Below are 20,945 nucleotides of genomic sequence, written 5' to 3' on the forward strand. Positions count from 1 at the left end.
TCTTCTCCCTGGAGCGGGGGACGTGTTTCGTTGGCGGCCCTACGCCATGCGGATCTGCAACTTGACGTCCCCGGGCCGGGCGGACGCCGCCCGTTCGAATGCCTCGACCGCATCCGCGAAGTTGTAGGTTCCCGAGATCAGCGGCTTGAGATCGACCTTGCCGGAAGCAATCAGCGCGATCGCCCGGTCGTATACATTGGCGTAGCGGAATACGGTCTCGATCGTAATTTCCTTGGCCTGGGCGGCAACGATATCGAACGACACCTTGTCGACCGGCATGCCCACCAGCACCAGCGTGCCGCCGGGCCGCACGACGGCCAGCGCATCGTCATAGACGCGCGGACTGCCGCTGGCCTCGAACACCACGTCCGCGCCCCAGCCCTCGCCGCATTCCGCCCGCACGGCGTCGCGCAGCGAATCCCGCGCGACATCGACCGGGATGATGCCGGCATACCGGCCCGCGATATCCAGCTTCGGCGCGGCGATGTCCGACACGATGACCTTGCCCGCGCCCGCGCCGAGGGCCGCCAGCGCCACCATGATTCCGATCGGCCCGCATCCGGTCACCACACAGGTATCGCCAGGCTTGATCTTCGCCTTCACGGCCGCCTGCACGCCGATCGCAAACGGTTCGACCATGGCGCCTTCGGCAAAGCTGACGGTGTCCGGCAGGCGATAGGTGAAGGCGGCGGGATGCACCACCAGAGGGGTGAGGCAGCCATGCACCGGCGGCGTCGCCCAGAACGAGACGGCGGGATCGACATTGTAGATGCCGAGCTTCGATGCGCGCGAGGTGGGATCGGGGATACCCGGTTCCATGCAGACCCGGTCGCCGACTTTCAGGTTCGTGACGGCCGTGCCGAGCTCGACCACGGTGCCCGATGCCTCGTGGCCCAGCACCATCGGTTTCTCGACCACGAAGTGGCCGATCCGGCCATGGGTATAATAATGCACGTCGCTGCCGCAGATGCCGACAGTGTCGATTTTCACTCTGACGTCGCGGGGACCCAGCGTCTGGGGAATGTCGATGTCGCGCAAGGACAGGACGTCCTTGCGTTCGAGGACGAGGGCAACGGGCATTTTTTCCTCCCGCGGCCTCTCGATGGATCTATCGGGGCCGCTTGTCGTTCGTTGCCCGGATTCTATGACGGGCCCCCGCGGGGGCGTCTAGGTCGTTTTCCTCTGGCCGCTGATACTCTTTTGCGCGCTCCTGAAGTCGTGATCCGGACCGGATATGCCGTCCGGATCGCTGGTGGGGGCTTCAGCCTTGCCGCCACGTGCTGACGGCGGCCAGTCCGGTCTTCAGCAGTTCATCGGCCCGTTCGGGGCTGTCGGCTTCGACGTAGACGCGCAGTTCCGGTGCATTGCCAGAAGGGCGGAGGTGGATGATCTCGCCATTGGCGAAAATCATCCGCAGGCCGTCGGTCTTGTCCACGTGATGGAGGGGGCCGCATGCTTCGGTGAAGCCCAGCGCCGCCGCGCCGCCTTCGGGGTCCTCGCCGAGTTTCGCGATCTGCGCCTGGCTCTGCGCCGTCGGCATTTCGACCAGGCGGTCGCTGAGGGTGAAGCGCGGGGGCAGGGTGGCGACCAGGGCATCGAGATCGCGGCCCTGCTCGCGGGCGGCGACCAGCGCGCAGATCATGGGCAGGACGGAATCGCGCGTCGGCAGGGCGGCAAGCGTACGGCCGTAGCGCGTCACGTCGCTGGCCAGCAGGAACCCGCCATTGGCTTCGTAGCCCACCGAGGGCACGAGCCCGGCCTCGGCGGCCTCGGTCATCGCGGCCACGACGAAGGGGGAACCGATACGGGTGCGGCGGACCTCTTTCGCGAAGCCGGACAGTTCCAGCGCCGTGTTGCTGCTGACGGGCGTGGTCACGGCGGCCGCGTTCAGGAAGCGTGCGGCCAGGATGCCCAGCACGTCGCCGCGCAGCCAGTTCCCGGCGCGGTCGGCCAGCAGCGGCCGGTCGGAATCGCCATCGGTGGTCAGGATGGCGTCCAGCGTGCCGGCGGCGGCCCAGTCGCGGGCCAGGGCGGCATCCTCGGGGCGCACGGCCTCAGTATCGACGGGGATGAAACTGTCCATCCGCCCCAGCGGCACGGCCTTGCCGCCCAGCGCCTCGACGATGTCCACCAGCACGTCGCGGCCGACGGCGGAATGCTGGTACACGCCCAGCGTCAGGCCCGACAGGGCGTCCGGGCCGAAGAAATCGCGGTAGCGGGCGACAAAGGGGGGAACCACGTCGGTGATCGCGGGCAGGTCGGCGGCAATCGCGAGCGCGCCGTCGGCATCGAACCACCCTTCGGGAAGTTCGACATCCTGTTCCCGCATCGCGGCTTCGTCGGTCTTGAGGAATTCGCCATGCGCGCGGTTGAACTTGATGCCGTTGCGGTCGGCCGGAATATGGCTGCCCGTGACCATCAGCGAGGGAATGCCGCGCGCAAAGGCATGCACGCACAGCGCGGGCGTGGGAACGAAGCCGCAGAATACCGGCTCGCCCCGCATGGAGCGGATCGCGGCGACGCAGGCGCGGACGATGCGGGGCGTGCTGGGACGCAGGTCGCCCGCGACGGCGACCGGGGTGCCGGGGGAAAATTCGCCCAGGGTCGCCAGATGCTTCAGGTAACCCACGGTGTAGGCGAAGCAGACCGCATCCGTCATGGCGGTGACGAGGCCGCGCGCGCCGCTGGTGCCGAACGCGACGCCCGACTGCGTCATCCACTGGGCTATTTTCATGAGGTCTTTCCCGCCGTTGCGACGCCGTTCGAACGGGCGTCCGTTCCGTTTTTCGTGCGCTAAATCAGCAGGACTTCCATCCCGGGCGCAAGCGTGAACTGACCGGCGACCGAGACTTTTCCACAGCCAGGACGGCAGGAGAACCAAGGTGGGGTTGGGTCGTTTAGGGGGATCCGCACAGGGGATGGGGCAGGTGGGTCATGAATGCCAGCCGAAACGCCGCCGGACCGTTCGAGGCGGTCGATGCCGTCACGGTGGAAGCGGGCTATGTGACCGGGCTGCTTGGCATCCCGCCGGAGGCGCATGGCCTGGTCCTGTTCGCCCATGGCAGCGGCAGCGGGCGGTTCAGCCCGCGCAACACCATGGTGGCCCAGGCCCTGCAGCGCGTGGGTCTGGCGACGCTGCTGCTGGACCTTTTGCGGGACGGCGAGGCACGGGACCGTAGGAACGTCTTCGACATCACCCTGCTGGCCAAGCGGCTGCGCGGGGCGACGCACTGGGTCCAGCAGGCGCCCCATCTGGCGGCGTTGCCGGTCTGCTATTTCGGGGCCAGTACCGGGGCCGGGGCCGCGTTGCTGGCGGCATCAGCCGACGATGCGCGCATTACCGCCATCGTCTCGCGCGGCGGCCGGCCCGACCTGGCGGGGGCCACGGCGCTGGCGCGGGTCCGTGCCCCGACATTGCTGGTCGTCGGCAGCCGGGATACGGCCGTCATCGCCCTGAACCGGGCGGCGATGCGGGCGATGACCTGCGAATGCGACATGGTGATCGTCCCGGGTGCGACCCATCTGTTCGAGGAGGAGGGAACGCTGGAGCAGGTCGCGAACCATGCGGTGGGGTGGTTCCTGTCCCATCTGCGCGCGCCCCTTTAGGCGGTTGGCCTGTCCCGCCGTGCCGCGCATGCTCCCCCTTGTTCGTTTCGATTCCGATGTTACCGTCACGGCGCAACGGGAGGGGCGGGAATGCGCGGATCGAGGGTTCTGTCGGGCGGGATAGCGGCGGCCATGGTGATGACGGCGGCGTCGGTGGTCATGCGGCCGGTGACGGCGCGCGCCGATACCGTGCCCGTGATGGTCATTCACGGGGGCGCGGGCGTCATCAAGGCCGACATGTCGCCCGAGCGGCGGAAGATCGTCCTGGCGGCGCTGGCCCACGCCCTGGACGCGGGATATGCCGCCCTGAAGGCGGGCAAGCCGGCACCGGATGCGGTGGTGGCGGCCATTCGCGTGCTGGAGGACGATCCGAACTTCAATGCCGGCAAGGGGGCGGTCTTCACCCATGACGGCCATAACGAAATGGATGCGGCCATCATGGACGGCGCGACCCTGCGGGCCGGCGCGATCGCGGGCGTACAGCACGTGCGCAACCCGATTTCCCTGGCGCGGGCGGTCATGGACCATTCGCCGCACGTCCTGCTGATCGGCGCGGGGGCCGAGGCGTTTGCCAGGACGCAGGGGATCGCATTGGTGGATACGTCCTATTTCTGGACCCAGCGCCGCTGGGACCAGCTTCAGCGCGCGTTGAAGGAGGATGCGGCCCATGCCCAGCACGCGGACGAAACCACGGACCGTCATTTCGGCACGGTGGGCGCCGTTGCGCTGGACAAGGCGGGGCATCTGGCCGCCGGGACGTCGACGGGCGGCATGACCGACAAATTATGGGGCCGGGTCGGGGATTCGCCGCTGATCGGCGCGGGCACATACGCGAATGCGGGCTGTGCCATGTCCGGGACCGGGTGGGGAGAATTCTATATCCGCACCGTGGCGGCGCACGAGATCTGCATGCGCGTGACGGCGATGCATGATTCGCTGGCCCATGCGGCCGACGACGTCATCAACCACGAAATTCCGGCGCTGGGTGGAAACGGCGGCGCCATCCTGGTCGATTCGGCCGGCGATATCGCGATGCCGTTCAATACCGACGGGATGTATCGCGCCTGGGTCGGTCGCGACGGCGTGCCGCACGCCGCGATCTTCCAGTAGGGCAGACTTCCAGTAGGGCAGATCGTGATCGGATGGCGTCACGCAACCGCAAGGCGCTCCAGGCCCGAAGGGTCCACGACCCCTCGGGCCTTCCTCGTGCTGTCAGCCTGAACCTTCCTGGGTCGCGAACAGGGACGAGATGGCGTCCGCCGCCTCGTGCTGGATGCGGTGCAGATGGTCCTCGCTGACGAAGCTCTCGGCATAGATCTTGTAGACGTCCTCGGTGCCCGAGGGGCGGGCGGCGAACCAGCCATTGTCCGTGACGATCTTCAGGCCGCCGATGTCCGCGTCATTGCCGGGGGCGCGGGTCAGCGTCGCCCGGATGGGCTCGCCCGCCAGGTCCTGCAGGCCGACCTGTTCCGCCGACAGCGACTTCAGCAGCGATTTCTGCTCGGCTGTGGCGGGCGCGTCGATCCGGGCATAATAGGGCGTGCCCAGTTCGGCCGTCAGGTCGCGATAGGCCACGCCGGGATTGTGCCCGGTGCGCGCCGTCATTTCGGCGGCCAGCAGTCCCAGGATGATGCCGTCCTTGTCCGTCGTCCAGGCGGTGCCGTCCGTGCGCAGGAACGAGGCGCCGGCGCTTTCCTCGCCCGCGAAGCCGAACGAGCCGTCGATCAGCCCGTCGACGAACCATTTGAAGCCGACCGGCACCTCGACCAGACGGCGCCCGAGCTTGCCCGCCACCCGGTCGATCATGCTGCTGCTGACCACCGTCTTGCCCACCGCCGCCTGGGGGCTCCAGCCCGGCCGGTTGGCGAACAGGTAGGCGATGGCGGTGGCGAGGTAATGGTTCGGGGTCATCAGCCCGTCGCTGCCCGCGACGATGCCGTGCCGGTCGGCATCGGTATCGTTGGCGAAAGCCACGTCGAACGTCCGTCCGGCCTCGATCAGCCGGCCCATCGCGTAGGGCGAGGAACAGTCCATGCGGATCTGCCCGTCCCAGTCGGCCGTCATGAACGAGAAGGTCGGGTCCACGACGTCGCTGACCACGGTGGCGTCGATGCCGTACCGTTCGATGATCGGCTGCCAGTAGGCGACGGCGGCCCCCCCCAGCGGATCGATGCCGATCTTGACCCCCGAGGCGCGGATCGCCGCCATGTCGAGGACCGAACCAAGGTCCGCGACGTAGGGCGTGATGTAATCGTGCCGATGCACGCAGGCGGCGCGCAGTGCCTGTTCGTACGGGATGCGCCGCACCCCCGCCAAGCCGGAGGCGAGGAAGTCGTTGGCCGCGCGTTCGATGGTGCGGGTGATGCCCGTGTCCGCCGGGCCGCCATGGGGCGGGTTGTATTTATAACCGCCATCTTCCGGCGGGTTGTGCGAGGGCGTCAGGACGACGCCATCCGCCAGGCCGCTGGTGCGTCCCTTGTTGTAGGTCAGGATGGCGTGCGAAATCACCGGCGTGGGGGTGTAGCCGTCCTGCGCGTCGATGAAGACGTCCACCCCGTTGGCCGCGAACACTTCCAGCGCCGAGGCCAGGGCCGGCTTCGAGATCGCATGGGTGTCGATGCCGATATAGAGCGGCCCGTCGATGCCCGCCGCCGCGCGGTACTCGCAGACCGCCTGGCTGATCGCCAGGATATGGGCCTCGTTGAAGCCGGTCTGGAGCGGCGAGCCACGATGGCCCGACGTTCCGAAGGTAACCCGCTGGGCCGTGATCCGGGGATCGGGCTTCAGGTCGTAATAGGCGGTAGTCAGCTTCGCGACGTCGATCAGGCGTGACGGCGCAACGGGCTTGCCCGCCAGTGGGCTGATGGTGGCCATCCTGTGTTCCTTCCCGGTAGTAGCGGTTCGCGGTGCCAGTTCAGGGGTGGGCGGGCGGCGCCGTGCCGGCGGTCTGACCCGCCCCTTCGGTCACGGTGGTGGACGGCGTGACCACGCGGTTCATGACCTCGAATGATACGGCGTCCGCGGTGGTCACGTCGACAGAATCACCCACCTTCAACGTCGCCAGCAGCGCCTGGATCGGCTTTTCCTTTACGGTGACGGTCCGGGTGATCCCGCCCGGATCGACGAAGGTCACGACATTGTGCGGCGCATCGACGGCCAGTACGCGCACGCGCTCCCGCTGGTAGGAAACCATCATGCCGTGGGGGTGGCGGTTCGCCAGCCCGTGGGCGGACGTCACGGTCGATTGCGGGGGCGGGCTGCCGGGGGCCGCGATGTCGGCGGCGATGGTCTGGAAGAAGCGGATATGGATCTGGTCCCCCGGCTGCACGTGGGGCAGGTTATGCACGTCCTTGGGCACGCGCACCGTGATGAAGCCGCCGGTGCGATCGCGCAGCAGCACCTCGCCCGAACCGGAATCGATCGTCTCGACGGTGGCGGTGGTGACCTGGCTGCCGGTGATGGCGGATGCCTGCGCATGGGCATGCCGGGGCAGGGCGGCACCGGTCGCGGCCAGCGACAGCGCCAGCATCATCTGGGGCATGCGGCCTGAAATGGGATGCGTTTTTCTGGATGCCATCGTGTTCCCTGCCATGTTTCGTCCAGTTTCCTGGGATCTTCATCCGATTGCTACGGCTTCGGAATTGATATTAAAGCATGTTTATCGTCATGGCGAATAGTCGCGCCGCCGCGCGTCTGGGCAGGGGTGGAAAACGGAAATATGGCGCGTTCGGTTACGATCTACGGCATCAAGGCCTGCGACACGATGAAGAAGGCCCGCGCCTGGCTGGAGACGCACGGCGTGGCCTGCGTCTTTCACGACTACAAGAGCCAGGGCATCACGCGTGAGGTGCTGGAGGGGTGGGTGCGACAGGTGGGATGGGAAATCCTGCTGAACCGGTCGGGCACCACCTTCCGCAATCTGCCCGACGCGGACAAGGCCGACCTGGATGCCGCGCGGGCCATCGACCTGATGCTGGCGCAACCGTCGATGATCAAGCGGCCGGTGCTGGACGTGGACGGCGCGCTGACGGTCGGGTTCAAGCCCGAGCTTTACGCCGTGCGACTGAACTGAACCGCGTTTAAATCAGCCCCTGAAAAAATGATTTCTAGACCGTGACGTCGTAGCCTGCGTCCTGCACCGCCGTGCACAGGGTCGCGGGCGTCGCGAGGTTCGGATCATAGGTAACTGCGGCGCGCGGGGCGGGGGTCATGGACACGCTGGCCGTGCTCACGCCGTTGGTGCGTTCCAGCGCTTTCTGGACCGCCGAGGCGCATCCGTCGCACGTCATGCCCCCGATTTTCAGCGTAATCGCGTCCATTGCCCCATCCTTCCGGTGCCGCAGGCCATTCCGGATGGCGCGGGCGCGGCTGTTCATGTTCCCGGCAGACCTTGTCAATATTCGGGACAATATTCAAGTATTCGATGTTCGGGGCCGGCTCCGCAAGGCATCGGACCCCGGCTTCCACCGATTGAGCCGCAGCGCGTTCGAGACGACCGAGACCGAACTCATGGCCATCGCGCCGCCGGCAAGGGCGGGATTCAGCCATCCCGCCGCCGCCAGCGGAATGCCCAGCACGTTATAGATGAATGCGAAGAACAGGTTCTGCCTTACCTTGGCCAGGGTGGCGCGCGACAGGTCCATCGCATCCACCAGCCCGCGCAGTTCGCTGCGCATCAACACGACGTCGGCAGTATCCAGCGCAATGTCCGACCCGCTGCCCATGGCGATGCCGATATCGGCTGCCGCCAGGGCCGGGGCGTCGTTGATGCCGTCGCCCACCATGCCGACGATCCGGCCCGCACCCCGGCGGCGTTCGACCTCGTGCGCCTTGTCCTCGGGCAGTACGCCGGCGATGGTCTCGTCCAGTCCCAGGCGGGATGCGACGGCGGCGGCGGTGCGGGGGTTGTCGCCGGTCAGCATCACAAGCCTGATCCCGCGCGCGCGCAGCGCGGCCAGGCCGGCGGCGGCGTCGGGGCGGATCTGGTCGGCCAGCGCGATATGGCCCAGCAGGGTGCTGCCGCGCGCCACCCCGATCACCGTCCTGCCGTCCTGTTCCAGGCGCTGGACCGTGGGCTCGTCCCCGCCGCAGCCGGATTCGGCCAGGAAGCGGGGCGAGCCCAGGCGCAGCGTGGCGCCCGAATCATCCGCGTCCTGGGCCTGGACGCCGCGCCCCGGTATGGCCCGGACATCGCGGACCGGGGCGGCCTCGATGTCGCGCGATACCGCATGATCGACGATGGCGCGGGCCAGCGGATGTTCGGAATTGCGCTCCAGCGCCAGGGCGGCCGACAGCAGCGTGTCGGCCGCGACGCCCGGGGCGGGCACGATGTCGGTTACGCCCGGCCGGCCCAGGGTCAGCGTGCCGGTCTTGTCCATGATCAGGGTGGTGACGGTATGCAGGCGCTCCAGCGCCTCGGCGTTGCGGAACAGCAGGCCGGCCCGTGCCCCCAGGCCGGTACCCACCATGATCGCGGTCGGCGTGGCCAGCCCCAGCGCGCAGGGGCAGGCGATCACCAGCACCGCGATCGTGCCGCCCAGCGCCCCCGCCGGATGCCCGCTGACGGCCCAGCCGATGGCGAACGTCACGGCGGCGACGGCCAGGACCGCCGGCACGAAGACGGCCGAGACCCGGTCCACCAGATGCTGCACCGGGTCCTTGGTGCCTTGGGCCTGCTGCACCATGCGGACGATCCGCGACAGCGTGGTGTCGGCGCCCACGCGCCGGGCACGGACGCGCAGCACGCCGTCGCGGTTGATCGTGGCGCCGGAAACCGGATCGCCCGGTCCCTTGCCGACGGGAACGGATTCGCCGGTCAGCATGGATTCGTCGATGTCGGACCGCCCGTCCAGGATCGTGCCGTCCACCGGGATGCTCTCGCCCGGGCGGATGGCGAAGATGTCGCCGACCCGCAGGCTGGTCACCGGCCGGTCCTGGATCGCGCCGTCGATCTCGACATGCGCGACCTGCGGTTGCAGGCGGATCAGGCTTTCCACGCCTTCACGCGTGCGGTTGCGGGCCCGGGCCTCCATCAGGCGGCCCAGCAGCACCAGGGTGATGACCGTGGCGCCGGATTCGAAATAGAGAGGCCCGGGCAGGCCCAGCGCGACCGTGGCCGTGCTGGCCAGCCACGCGACGCTGGTGCCCATGACCACCAGCACGTCCATGTTCGCGCCGCCGCCACGCACGGCGTTCCAGGCATGGCGATAGAAGGACCGGCCGCAGACGAACTGCACCAGCGTCGCCAGCACCCATTGCAGCCCGACCGGCAGCATGTCGTGCAGGCCGGCCAGCATCGCCACCATGCCGGCCAGCAGCGGCAGGGTCAGCACCACCGACAGCGCGAACAGCCGCACCTGCCGCTGCCAGGCCGCCCGATGGCGCGCGGCGTCGTCCGCCGCCTCGCTCCCCGTCGCGCCGGAAGCGACGTCATGGGGCAGGGCGGCGCCATAGCCCGCCTTTTCGACCTGCCGCACTAGGGCATCGGGGTCCGACAGGCCCGGCACGTAGTCGATATCGGCGCGGCCGCTGGCAAAATTCACATGCGCGTCCACCCCCGGCAGACGGTTCAGCACCGTTTCGATCCGGGTGGCGCAGGCGACGCAGGTCATGCCGTCGATCGCCAGGACGACATGGCGGGCCGGCACGTCGAACCCCGCCTTGCGGATGGCCCCCACGATCTCGCCCAGCCCGGGGGCGTCCGGCGGGGGGGCGCCCTGCCGTTCCACCGTCGCGGTCGCGGTGGCGAAATTGACCGAAGCCGTCACCCCCGGCAGGCGGCCCAGCACCTTCTCGATCCGGGCGGCGCAGGCGGCGCAGCTCATGCCCTCGATGGGCACGGTGATGGGGGCCAGGGCGCCCGGGGGCGATGTGCTGGGGGGCAGGGTGATGGTTTGACCGGATGTCATGTTCCGACGCCGCCTTCCGTTCCGCGATCCCGCTGGCACGCAGGACCCCGTGCGGAAGGTGGGGTCGGGGCAGGCTGCCGTCAACCGAGCGGCGGCGGCTGCCTTCTATTCGGCCGCCGTCATGCGCGTTTCCTCGACGAACTTCTCGGTCGCGTCGTCGATCGTGCGGCTGCGCCGGCCGGCGGGGTTATGGACGTACAGCGTCCGGCGATCGACCTTCTCCGCCGCCTCGGGCTGGGGCGGCATTTCATAGCGCGGCGTGCGGCGATGGTCCGCCAGCTGCAGCTTGGGATTGAAGACCGAATTGAATTTCCAGATCATCCGCAGGAAATTGGTCTGTCCATGCAGGGCCAGGCGCAGGGCGATGCCCATCGTGTCCTTGATCGCGCTCCAGCCCAGATGCTTCTGGTTCAGCACCTGCTGGGTCTTGACCAGTTCCTCGTAGAATTCCTCCAGCGGCAGGGTGGTCGGCAGCACCGCATGCTGGATGTCGAACAGGCGGTAATCGCGCGTCGTCAGGCGTCGGGCCTCGCTCTGCCAGATCTCGGTGCCCGGATAGGGGGTCATGACCGAGATGTTCACGATATCGGGGATTTCCAGGCACCATTGCCGGATGACCTCGAAGCGCTTCCGGTCCCAGGCCGGATCGGCGATGATGTTGATCGCGACGATCAGGCCCAGCGAACGCGCGAATTCCAGCGCCTCGAAATTCCGGTCCAGCGACACGCGCTTGCGGAACTGCTTCAGCCCTTCCTCGTCCACCGCCTCCATGCCGATGAAGATGTAGCTGAGCCCGAGTTCCTTCCAGAAGCGGAAGACCTCCTTGTTGCGCAGCAGCACGTCGGCGCGGGTTTCCAGGTAATATTCCTTGCGGATGCCGCGCCGCTTGATTTCCTCGCCGATCGCCATCCCATGCTCGGCATGGACGAAGGCCACGTCGTCGACGATGAAGATGCCGGGTTCGCGGATCGCTTCCAGTTCGTCCGCGATGACGGTCGGGCTGGCAGTGCGGTAGGACCGTCCGTAGAAGGTCCAGGCGCTGCAGAACGTGCAGTCCCACGGACAGCCGCGCGCGAATTCGATCGAGGCCGCCGGGTCCAGCGTGCCGATGAAGTATTTCCCCCGGTGGCGCAGCAGGTCCCGCGCCGGGCGGATCATGTCCAGCGATTTCACGAAGGTCGGCGGCGGCCCCTCGGCCGTCAGGGTCACGACGCCGGGCACCGTGGTGATGTCCCCGCCCGCCTGGCGCGTGTCGAGCAACTGACCCACCGTGGCGTCGCCTTCACCCCGCAGGACGCAGTCGATCGCGCCATCGGCCAGGGCCAGCACGTCGCGGGCGATGAACGACACCGAATGGCCGCCGACGAACAGGAAGACCCCCGGCATCCGGACCCGGGTCTCGCGGCACAGATCGACGATTTCCGGGATGTTGGCCAGGTAACTGCCGGAAAAACAGACGGCGTGGGGGCGGAATTCCTGGATCATCCGCCAGTAATCCTGATGGGTTTCCACCTGCAGGTCGATAATCTGCACCGTGTGTCCGGCATCGCGCGCGGCGCCCGCGATCAGTTCCAGCCCCAGTGGTTCCAGGCGAAGGAAGATCTTCGTATACATCAGGGCGCTGGGATGGACGGCAAGTACTCTCAATGCTGTCACCTTGATCTTTCTGGCCGCAATGCGGCGGAGCGATATGGGGCGGTCATGCATTCGGTGGACGAAACGCCACCGTTGGTCGTGAATGCAGGATCAGTCTGCATAATTGTTTCAGACGGGCGGGGTGGGTGTCATCCGGACCTGACGTAATGCCACCTATGCATGCCCGGGCACCGCCGTCATCGGCGCGCGCGCCATCGGATTCCGGGGTGATAACCGACCGGTCAGGATGACGAGATGCCCAGATACTGTCACGCAACCCCCGAATTGCCATCGATCTTCAGCAAAAAGTGACCGTGCCGCCATGCGTGGCGGCTGCCGCCGTCATGCGCGGGGCGGGACGGCGCCCCCGGTCGGGGCGCCCTATCGCGGATGGCCGATCCATGGCAGGTTGGCGCGAACGATATGCGCGGGCACGTCCGGTTCGGGCGGCACCGCGCGGGATCATGTGATGGACGGCCCCTCGGCGGGCCGCCGGCGGCGGTCGAGATGAAGCGGAAGAACTGGACGGGTCTGGGGTGGGTTGCGTGCGGCGCGATCCTGTTGGCGGGATGCTCGTCGGAAATCGGGCGTCGCCCGCTGGATACCGACGTGTCCTGCCTGCGCGCCCAGATGGGGGCGGAACTGAAGCTGAGCTTTCCCCTGGCGGCCAATACCTGCCAGCGCATGACCGACGGCAACTTCGCCATCGGGACAAAGAACCCGCAGCCGATTCCGCTGAACCTGCGCGGCGCGCCGGACCTGCAGCGGCTGGCGGATGAATACGGCTACAGCTACCACCGATAGGCACTGCCGCCGGCGAAGCAACCGCTGACCTGCGGGTCAGGTATCCAGTTCGCTGTCCCAGTACAGATAGTCCCGCCAGCTTTCATGCAGATAGTTGGGAGGGAACGAGCGGCCGTTTTCCTGCAATTCCCAGGTGGAAGGCTGCGAGGGCGTGCGGCGGGGATACATCTTCAGCTCGTGCGGCATGCGCGAGCCCTTCATCAGGTTGCAGGGGCTGCACGCGGTGACGACATTTTCCCAGGTCGTCCGGCCCCCCTTGCAGCGGGGGATGACGTGATCGAACGTCAGGTCGTGGGTCGGCAGGCGGTCCAGGCAATATTGGCAGGAAAAATTGTCGCGCAGGAAAACGTTGAACCGGGTAAAGGCGGGGCGGCGAGCGGTCGGGATATAATCCTTCAGGGCGATGACGCTGGGTAATCGGAGAGACCGGCTGGGGGACCGTACTTCCTCGTCATATTCGCTCAGGACCGAAACGCGGTCCAGGAACACCGCCTTGATCGCGTCCTGCCAGGACCACAGCGACAGTGGAAAGTAGGAAAGCGGCCTGAAATCGGCATTCAGAACCAGGGCCGGATAATGTGGACTGCCAGCAAGCAAGGGGCGCATCCTTTCGCGATGCCGCCACACCATCATCAGGCGTTGTACTCAATAACCGAACGCCGAATGATATGCGCCGTTGAGAACCTGCCATCTATATCGCAAACATTCCCCGATATCGCAAGGGATGCCCGTGTCCGGCACAGCGGGCCCGGGCGGGGAGGGCATTCATGACGGCATCATCCTGTTTTCGTGGCGGAAAGACCGTCACGACACGCTTTGCCCCCAGCCCCACCGGGTACCTGCATCTGGGTCACGCGGCGTCGGTGCTGACGGCCTGGCGCCATGCGCGCGAATCGGATGGCCGTTTCCTGCTGCGGATCGAGGATATCGACCCCGGCCGCTGCCGCCCGGACTACACGGATGCGATCGTCGAGGACCTGGCCTGGCTGGGCATCCGCCCGGACGGCGCCGTCCGGCTTCAGTCCGACCATATGGCCGATTATCGTCGCGTGCTGGACGCGCTGGCGCAGCGCGGGCTGCTCTATCCGTGTTTCTGCACCCGCGCCGACATCCGGCGCGAGGCCGCCGAGGCCGCGCACGCGCCCCATCGCGCCCCGGACGGCACGCTGGCCTATGGCGGGACCTGCCGGGCGCTGTCGGCGGCGGAGCGGGCCGACCGGATCGCGGCAGGGCAGGCGCATGTGCTGCGCCTGGACATGGCCCGGGCGGTGCACCAGGCGGGCAGCGGGATCATGACGTGGCACGAGCGGGGGCACGCGCGCGGGCAGGGCGTGCTGTCCGCGCCCGTCGCGCCGTTCGGCGACGTCGTCCTGGCGCGCAAGGACTGCCCGGCGTCCTATCATCTGTGCGTCACGCATGACGACGCGCTGCAGGGCGTCAGCCTGGTGACCCGGGGCGAGGATCTGCGCCCCGCGACGGCCGTGCATCGCCTGCTGCAGATCCTTATGGGCTGGCCCGCGCCGGAATACGCCCATCATCCGCTGCTGCTGGACGCCGACGGCCGCCGTCTGGCCAAGCGCGACCGGGCGCAGACCCTGCGTGCGCTACGTGAGGCCGGCCAGACCGCCGCCGCCGTGCGCGCCGCGGCCATGGGGGGCGCCCCCCTTCCCATCTGAGAACGGCATCGGTGGCGTGCGCGCGGCGCGGATCAGCGGTTTACCTCGCGCTGCGCTTCGCATTACGGTGGTTTCCGCGTCGGGCCCGACAGGGGCGCGCGTTTCCCGTTCCTCTGGATCTTCGGTGTCATGGATCTTATCGCCGCCCGTCTGAACAAGGTCAGCCCCAGCCAGACCATCGCCATCTCCACCAAGGCGCGCGCCTTGAAGGAAGCCGGACAGGACGTCATCAGCCTGTCGGCCGGCGAGCCCGATTTCGACACCCCCCGGAACATCAAGGACGCGGCGATCCGCGCCATCGAAGCGGGCCAGACGAAATATACCGACGTCGCCGGCACGCTGCCGCTGCGCCGGGCCGTGACCGAGCGGTTCCGCATCGATTCCGGCCTGGATTACACACCGGACGAGATCATCGTTTCCACCGGCGGCAAGCAGGTGATCTACAACGCCATGGTCGCGACGCTGAATGCGGGGGACGAGGCGATCATCCCCGCGCCGTGCTGGGTGTCCTATCCCGATATCGTGGCGCTGGCCGATGGCGTGCCCGTCATCGTCCCGTGCGCGGCGGAGACCGGGTTCAAGCTGCGGGCGGCCGACCTGGAGGCCGCCATCACGCCCCGGACCAAGTGGTTCTTCCTGAACTCGCCCTGCAACCCGACCGGCGCCGCCTATTCGGCCGAGGACCTGCGGCCGATCTGCGACGTGCTGCTGCGGCACCCGGATGTCTGGATCTTCACCGACGATATCTATGACAAGCTGGTCTATGACGGGTTCACGCCCGCCACCATCGTGCAGGTCGAACCCCGGCTGCGCGACCGGACGGTGACGATGAACGGTGTGTCCAAGGCCTATGCCATGACCGGCTGGCGCATCGGCTTTTCCGGCGCGCCGGCCGTGCTGACGCGCGCGATGAACAAGCTGCAGAGCCAGTCGACCTCGGGCACCTGCTCGATCAGCCAGGCGGCGGCGCTGGAGGCCCTGTCCGGCCCGCAGGACTTCATCGGCGACATGGTGCGCGCCTACCAGGACCGCCGCGACCTGGTGGTGGGCATGATGAACCAGGCGCGCGGCCTGACCTGTTCCCGGCCCGAGGGCGCGTTCTACGTCTTCCCGTCGATCGAGGGATGCCTGGGCAAGGTCAGCGCCGGCGGGACGGCCATCGTCGATGACGAGGCCTTCGTCACCGCCCTGCTGGAGGAAGAGGGCGTGGCGGCGGTGCATGGCGCGGCCTTCATGTTCGCCGGCCATTTCCGCATTTCCTACGCGACCGATACCGAAAGCCTGCGCGAAGCCTGCACCCGCATCCAGCGCTTCTGCGCCGGGTTGCGCTGAACGTGACGGGCACGGGTCCGGCGGGCGTCGGGGTGGCCGAACCGGGCTTTGCCGCGCGCACCGCGCGCCTGGACTCGCCCGCCACCATCGCCATGGCGGTCCGGGCCCGCGCCCTGCGGGCCGAAGGGCACCAGGTCCTGTCCCTGGCGCTGGGCGAGCCCGATTTCGCGACGCCGCACGCGGTGATCGAGGCCGCCCATCGCGCCGCGCTGGATGGGCAGACGAAATACCCGCCCGTCGACGGCACGCCGGCGCTGAAGGCGGCGATCGCACGGAAGTTCGAGCGCGAGAATGGCCTGGCCTACACGCCTGCGGAACTGATGGTGTCCAACGGCGGCAAGCAGGTGATCTTCAACGCCTTCATGGCGACGATCGATGCGGGGGACGAAATCGTCATTCCCTCGCCCTACTGGGTCAGCTACCCGCTGGCGGCGCGGCTGTTCGGCGGCGTGCCGGTCTTCGCCGCATGCCGCGAGGAAGACGGATTCCGCCTGACCGCCCCGGCGCTGGAGGCCGCGCTGTCGCCGCGCACGCGCTGGGTGGTGCTGAATTTTCCCAACAACCCGACCGGCGCGGTGGTCACGCTCGCGGACCTGGAAGCGATCTCCGAGGTACTGCGCCGCTATCCGCAGGCCTGGATCCTGTCCGACGAAATCTACGAACATCTGGTCTTCGACGGGGCGCGGCACCATTCCCTCGCCGCCGTGGCGCCCGACCTGAAATCCCGTATCCTGACGCTGAACGGCGTGTCGAAATCCTATGCCATGACCGGCTGGCGCATCGGCTATGGCGGCGGCCCGGCGCGGCTGATCCGCATGATGACGCGGGTGCAGGGGAATGCGACCTCCGGCGTGTGTTCCATCGCCCAGGCCGCCGCCGCGGCCGCCCTGGACGGACCGGCCGGGCTGGTGGCCGAAATGCGCGACACCTATGCCCGGCGCCGCGCCATGGTGGTCGAGTCCCTGCGCGCCATCCCCGGGGTGACATGCGCCATGCCGCAGGGCGCGTTCTATGCCTATCCGGGGATTGCCGGATGCCTGGGCAAGACCAGCCAGGGCGGCCGCATGCTGCGAACGGACGAGGATTTCGCCATCGCCCTGCTGGATGAACAGCACGTGGCCTGCGTCCAAGGCAGCGCCTTCGGCAAGGGACCCTACCTGCGCCTGTCCTGCGCCACGGATGACGGGACGCTGCGCGAAGCCTGCGCGCGCATCGCGACGTTCGTCGCCGGCCTGGGCTGAGGAACCGCACGCCGGCTCTATTCCCCGTCGAACGGCCAGTCCATGCGGGGCAGTTGCCGGGGGGCCACTTGCGAGACTGCCATCCCGGCCACGAAGATCGCCAGCGACGCGGCGATGGCCAGGTCGGCATGGTGGGCGCGGTACAGGACGACCGGATTGGCCAGGATCATCGCCATGTATGCGGCCATGCCGGCCGCGATCGTGACGCCCTTGCCCCCCAGTTCCCGCCAGATCAGGGGGACCGAGGACCCGTAGCATGCGCCCGTGAACATCAGGACCAGCAGCACGCCCAGCCACCCGGCCACGGCGCCCGGGACGCTGCCCAGCAGGACCAGCACCAGCATCACCGGCACGATGACCCCGACGCCCCACAGGAGGACGTTGAGCCGGTAGGCCCGGAACATCGTCCGGGCGAAGGCCACGCGGCTGCCATATCGCCCGGCCATGAAGAAGAACGGCCAGTCCTTGCGATTCAGCAGCCAGTTGCTCAGCACCATGAGCGTCACGCCCGGCAGCGTGACCAGGCCCCCCCGCGCGGTATCGCGGAAGATCGGGGCGAACGCGCCTTCATGCATCAGGACCATGATGGACGCGGTCATGGCGCTGATGGCCAGCATGCCCGTAACCGATGCCAGTGCCATCAGCAGGATTCCCGCCGGCCCCAGGGGGCGTGCCAGGGTGGGCGGCAGCGGCGCCTGCCGCAGCATGGGCGGCTGCCAGAGCATCAGGTGTCCGAGCGTCCGGCCCACGACGCCCGGCTGCATGACGGACGTCCGCCGGCTGTCGGCCCGGTTTTCGGCCAGCTCCTGCTCCGCCTGGGTGCGTCCGGCATGATAGGTCATGCCCAGGACCACCAGCGTGCCGCACACGGCCACGATGCCGGCCGCCAGCGGCCACGGCAGGAACAGCAGCCAGATCTGCCATTGCGGAATGAACGAAAAGAGCGCGCCGCCTGTCATGATTCCGACGCGCAGCCATTTCAGCGAGCGCTTTTCGCCCCGCACTGGTCGGCCGCCCGCCGCGAAGGTAAAGCTGAAGGCGACGAACGCGGCCGCACCCGCGACCGGCAGGCCGCACCACAGAAGCGGGATCGTCAGCGCCACGAACAGCAGGGCCACGACCGTAAGTCCCGCCCGCAATTCCGCCGCCAGAAACCCCGGAATGGTCGTGGCGAGCGATTCACCGGCTGTGTCCCGAGGTGTGGTGTAGGAGCACCGTTCCTCGAAGGGTTCGAGGTTATCAGGCGGCCACGGCGGGCAGGCTGATTGTGGGATTATGGCTGATGGCGGCCAGTCCTTCCAGCGTCATGTAACGTCGGCAGACCGCCCACTCGTCGTTCTGTTCGAGCATCAGCGCGCCGACGAGGCGGATAATGGCGGCATCGTTGGGGAAAATGCCGATGACGTCGCAGCGACGCTTGATCTCCCTGTTCACCCGCTCGATCGGGTTCGTCGACGAGATTTGCGTCCAATGCTCCCGAGGAAAGCCCATGTAGGCAAGCACGTCCACTTCCGTCCGCTTCATGAATTCGGCCAGCTTCGGAAAGCCTTCGCGCAGCTTGTCGGTGACGTGCCGCCATTGGCGTGACGCATCCTCGGCGGTTTCCTGCGTGAAGATCGTGCGCAACAGGGCCGAGATGGCAGGACGCTGCTTCGCATGGGCATGGGCGAGCGCATTGCGCAGCCAGTGCACCCGGCAGCGTTGCAGGGTCGCATTGAACACGCGACCGGCCGCGGCCCGCAGTCCGGCATGCGCGTCGGCCACCACCAACTTCACGCCGCGCAGGCCGCGATCGGCCAGGGAGCGCAGGAAATCCGTCCAGAACGCTTCCGCTTCGGACGGTCCCGTCGCCACGCCGAGCACCTCACGACGGCCGTCCGTATTTACGCCCACGGCGATTATCACGGCAATCGAGACAATCCGGCCACCCTGGCGCAGTTTCAGATAGGTGGCGTCGATCCAGAGATACGGCCATTCGCCCTCGATCGGCCGAGACAGGAAGCTGTTGACCCGTTCGTCGATCTCGCCCACCAGACGACTGACCTGGCTTTTGGAGATGCCCCCGGCGCCCATCGCGCGGACGAGATCATCGACCGATCGCGTGGAAATACCCTGGACGTAGGCTTCCTGGATGACCGCCAGCAGTGCCTTTTCCGCCGTTTTCCGCGGCTCCAGGAAGGTCGGGAAATAGCTGCCCTTGCGTAGCTTCGGGATCGCAAGCTCCACCGTGCCCGCCCGGGTGTCCCAGTTCCGAGCGCGGTAGCCGTTGCGTTGGGTCGAGCGGGAGGCCGAACGCGCGCCAAGCGGCGCACCGGTCCCGGCCTCAACCTCCATCTCCATCATCCGATCGGCAGCGAACGCCAGCATCTCACGAACAAAATCGCCATCCGACGCTTGCTCCACAAGCTCCAGCAGCGCCATCTTCTCGTCGGTCATCGTCAGGTCCTTCAGGTTCAGTTCGCACCCGAACCCTATCAAAGACCGGCGATGGCCGCCTCAGCAGCCAGACTCGCTCCTATACCACACCTCGGGACACAGCCGATTCACCGACCTGGCGCCAGTAATAGGTGCTGATGCTGGTCATGCCCATGAACGCGGTCATGGACAACGGATTGGCGCCGGCATGGTCCATCGCGGCGGTTGTGCCGTGCCGCAATCCGGGCCCTACCTTCGCGACCCAGGAAGGCGTGATCGCCAGGAACAGGAGGGCGGAATAAAGGGTTGGATTCCCGACGACGAACGCGCGCGAGGCATAGTTGCGCAGGGCCGCGCGATAGCACGTCCAGGCACGGGTCATCGGGTGATTTCCAGGAACGCGGCCTCGAGGTCGGGCGTGCGGATCTCCGCCACCTCCGCCACATGCCCGCGCATGCTGTCGCACCAGCCATCCACCAGGACGGCACCCGTCGCCTCGTTTCCTCCAAGCATTTTCAGGGCCGGACAACCCCGCAGCAGATCCGCCGGCAGCGCCGGGACGCCCTCGGCCGGCACGACCCAGCGGATCGAATCGCGGAAGCGGGCCATCGGCGTGTCATGGACGATCCTGCCCCGCGCGACGAACAGGGCGCGGGTGGCGACCTTTTCCAGGTCCGACAGGATGTGCGACGAAATCAGCACGCTGCGTTGCGACGCGGCACAGTAATCGGCCAGCAGCGTCATGAAATCGCGCCGGGCCTGCGGGTCCAGGCTGGCCACCGGTTCGTCCAGCACCAGGAAATCCGGCCGATGGCGAAAGGCCAGCACGATGGACAGCCGCTGCTTCTGCCCGCCGGACAGCCCCTTGACCCGGGCCGCCATATCCAGGTTCGCCCAAGCCAGCAGCGCCGGGTCGGGGGGCGGGGGCGGCACGGCGTAGAACGTGCCCAGATAGTCGATCAACTGCCCCACGCGGAACGAGGAAAAGGCGTTCATGCTCTGGGGCACGTACCCCGTGCGGGCGCGAATGTCCGGCGGCAACTCGCCGGCCTCGTGCCCGAAGATCTGGACGCTGCCCGAACTGGGCAGGAGAAAGCCGAGCAGGCAGCCGATCAGGGTGGATTTCCCCGCCCCGTTCGGCCCCAGCAGCGCCACGATCTCGCCGGGGGCGATGGAAGCCGAAATGCCGTCCAGCGCCCGACGATTGCCGAATGTCTTGACCAGATCGGCCATTTCGACGACCGATGGCGCGGTCGCGGCAGATGTTGCGTGCGTCATCGGGCTCCTTGCCTGCAATGTTATGTCACATTATGGGCACATTGCGCGGA

At 67.7% G+C, this 20,945-nt stretch carries 19 protein-coding genes; 7 read left to right on the top strand and 12 right to left on the bottom strand.

The window, feature by feature from the left end:
- Positions 1-39: 39 nt before the first annotated feature.
- Both GDIA_RS16210 and GDIA_RS16215 read right to left on the bottom strand, forming a co-directional pair.
- Positions 40-1,080, bottom strand: coding sequence for an NAD(P)-dependent alcohol dehydrogenase (locus tag GDIA_RS16210; protein WP_012227500.1), 1,041 nt, complete (start codon positions 1,078-1,080; stop codon positions 40-42).
- A 181-nt stretch (positions 1,081-1,261) separates the two neighbouring features.
- The gene (locus tag GDIA_RS16215) at positions 1,262-2,716 is read right to left on the bottom strand and encodes a phosphomannomutase (protein WP_173363420.1); all 1,455 of its coding nucleotides are present in this window, start codon (positions 2,714-2,716) and stop codon (positions 1,262-1,264) included.
- Between the two features lie 218 nt (positions 2,717-2,934).
- Here GDIA_RS16215 and GDIA_RS16220 point away from each other — a divergent pair, with 218 nt between their 5' ends.
- Both GDIA_RS16220 and GDIA_RS16225 read left to right on the top strand, forming a co-directional pair.
- Positions 2,935-3,606 (top strand): dienelactone hydrolase family protein, encoded by a 672-nt coding sequence (locus tag GDIA_RS16220; RefSeq protein WP_012554837.1) that lies wholly within the window; start codon positions 2,935-2,937, stop codon positions 3,604-3,606.
- Positions 3,607-3,696: 90 nt separating this feature from the next.
- Complete coding sequence (locus GDIA_RS16225; protein WP_012554838.1) at positions 3,697-4,716, top strand: isoaspartyl peptidase/L-asparaginase family protein; 1,020 nt, start codon at positions 3,697-3,699, stop codon at positions 4,714-4,716.
- Positions 4,717-4,818: 102 nt separating this feature from the next.
- Here GDIA_RS16225 and pgm read toward each other — a convergent pair whose 3' ends face one another.
- Positions 4,819-6,480 (bottom strand): phosphoglucomutase (alpha-D-glucose-1,6-bisphosphate-dependent), encoded by a 1,662-nt coding sequence (gene pgm / locus GDIA_RS16230; RefSeq protein WP_012554839.1) that lies wholly within the window; start codon positions 6,478-6,480, stop codon positions 4,819-4,821.
- A 40-nt stretch (positions 6,481-6,520) separates the two neighbouring features.
- On the bottom strand, positions 6,521-7,183 hold the full coding sequence (locus tag GDIA_RS16235; RefSeq protein ID WP_012554840.1) for a hypothetical protein: 663 nt from the start codon (positions 7,181-7,183) through the stop codon (positions 6,521-6,523).
- Positions 7,184-7,324: 141 nt separating this feature from the next.
- Here GDIA_RS16235 and GDIA_RS16240 point away from each other — a divergent pair, with 141 nt between their 5' ends.
- Entirely contained in the window at positions 7,325-7,678 is a 354-nt protein-coding gene (locus GDIA_RS16240) for an ArsC family reductase (protein WP_012554841.1), read from the top strand.
- Between the two features lie 34 nt (positions 7,679-7,712).
- Here the strand turns inward: GDIA_RS16240 and GDIA_RS16245 are convergent, their stop codons facing one another.
- The 3 genes from GDIA_RS16245 to hpnR all read right to left on the bottom strand — a co-directional run bounded on the left by GDIA_RS16245 (position 7,713) and on the right by hpnR (position 12,161).
- Positions 7,713-7,925 carry a heavy-metal-associated domain-containing protein gene (locus GDIA_RS16245; protein ID WP_012554842.1) on the bottom strand — a complete coding sequence of 71 codons (213 nt, stop codon included), beginning with the start codon at positions 7,923-7,925 and terminating at the stop codon, positions 7,713-7,715.
- A gap of 93 nt (positions 7,926-8,018) precedes the next feature.
- Complete coding sequence (locus GDIA_RS16250) at positions 8,019-10,514, bottom strand: heavy metal translocating P-type ATPase (protein ID WP_012554843.1); 2,496 nt, start codon at positions 10,512-10,514, stop codon at positions 8,019-8,021.
- A 105-nt stretch (positions 10,515-10,619) separates the two neighbouring features.
- Positions 10,620-12,161, bottom strand: a complete 1,542-nt coding sequence (gene hpnR, locus GDIA_RS16255) for a hopanoid C-3 methylase HpnR (RefSeq protein WP_012554844.1) — start codon at positions 12,159-12,161, stop codon at positions 10,620-10,622.
- Between the two features lie 495 nt (positions 12,162-12,656).
- Between hpnR and GDIA_RS16260 the strand changes: the two genes are divergently transcribed.
- A complete protein-coding gene (locus tag GDIA_RS16260; protein ID WP_012554845.1) occupies positions 12,657-12,953 on the top strand; it encodes a hypothetical protein in 297 nt (98 codons plus the stop codon).
- A gap of 36 nt (positions 12,954-12,989) precedes the next feature.
- Here GDIA_RS16260 and GDIA_RS16265 read toward each other — a convergent pair whose 3' ends face one another.
- A complete protein-coding gene (locus GDIA_RS16265; RefSeq protein WP_041249857.1) occupies positions 12,990-13,559 on the bottom strand; it encodes an HNH endonuclease in 570 nt (189 codons plus the stop codon).
- A 161-nt stretch (positions 13,560-13,720) separates the two neighbouring features.
- Here GDIA_RS16265 and gluQRS point away from each other — a divergent pair, with 161 nt between their 5' ends.
- From gluQRS to GDIA_RS16280, 3 genes are all read left to right on the top strand, one after another.
- Complete coding sequence (gene gluQRS, locus GDIA_RS16270) at positions 13,721-14,629, top strand: tRNA glutamyl-Q(34) synthetase GluQRS (RefSeq protein ID WP_012554846.1); 909 nt, start codon at positions 13,721-13,723, stop codon at positions 14,627-14,629.
- Positions 14,630-14,758: 129 nt separating this feature from the next.
- Positions 14,759-15,961 (top strand): pyridoxal phosphate-dependent aminotransferase, encoded by a 1,203-nt coding sequence (locus tag GDIA_RS16275; RefSeq protein ID WP_012554847.1) that lies wholly within the window; start codon positions 14,759-14,761, stop codon positions 15,959-15,961.
- A 92-nt stretch (positions 15,962-16,053) separates the two neighbouring features.
- Positions 16,054-17,202 (top strand): pyridoxal phosphate-dependent aminotransferase, encoded by a 1,149-nt coding sequence (locus GDIA_RS16280; protein WP_144880470.1) that lies wholly within the window; start codon positions 16,054-16,056, stop codon positions 17,200-17,202.
- A gap of 17 nt (positions 17,203-17,219) precedes the next feature.
- Here GDIA_RS16280 and GDIA_RS16285 read toward each other — a convergent pair whose 3' ends face one another.
- The 4 genes from GDIA_RS16285 to GDIA_RS16300 form a co-directional block, all read right to left on the bottom strand.
- Positions 17,220-18,320 (bottom strand): hypothetical protein, encoded by a 1,101-nt coding sequence (locus GDIA_RS16285; RefSeq protein WP_043459075.1) that lies wholly within the window; start codon positions 18,318-18,320, stop codon positions 17,220-17,222.
- A gap of 121 nt (positions 18,321-18,441) precedes the next feature.
- Positions 18,442-19,638: an IS256-like element ISGdi8 family transposase gene (locus tag GDIA_RS16290; RefSeq protein WP_012553962.1), complete on the bottom strand. Its 1,197-nt coding sequence runs from the start codon at positions 19,636-19,638 to the stop codon at positions 18,442-18,444.
- Positions 19,639-19,717: 79 nt separating this feature from the next.
- Entirely contained in the window at positions 19,718-19,999 is a 282-nt protein-coding gene (locus GDIA_RS16295) for a hypothetical protein (RefSeq protein ID WP_043459076.1), read from the bottom strand.
- Positions 19,996-20,895 carry an ABC transporter ATP-binding protein gene (locus GDIA_RS16300; protein ID WP_012554849.1) on the bottom strand — a complete coding sequence of 300 codons (900 nt, stop codon included), beginning with the start codon at positions 20,893-20,895 and terminating at the stop codon, positions 19,996-19,998. The genes GDIA_RS16295 and GDIA_RS16300 overlap by 4 nt, the downstream gene beginning before the upstream one ends.
- Between the last annotated feature and the right edge of the window lie 50 nt (positions 20,896-20,945).

This window comes from Gluconacetobacter diazotrophicus PA1 5 (assembly GCF_000021325.1).
GTDB classification, from domain to species: Bacteria; Pseudomonadota; Alphaproteobacteria; order Acetobacterales; family Acetobacteraceae; genus Gluconacetobacter; species Gluconacetobacter diazotrophicus.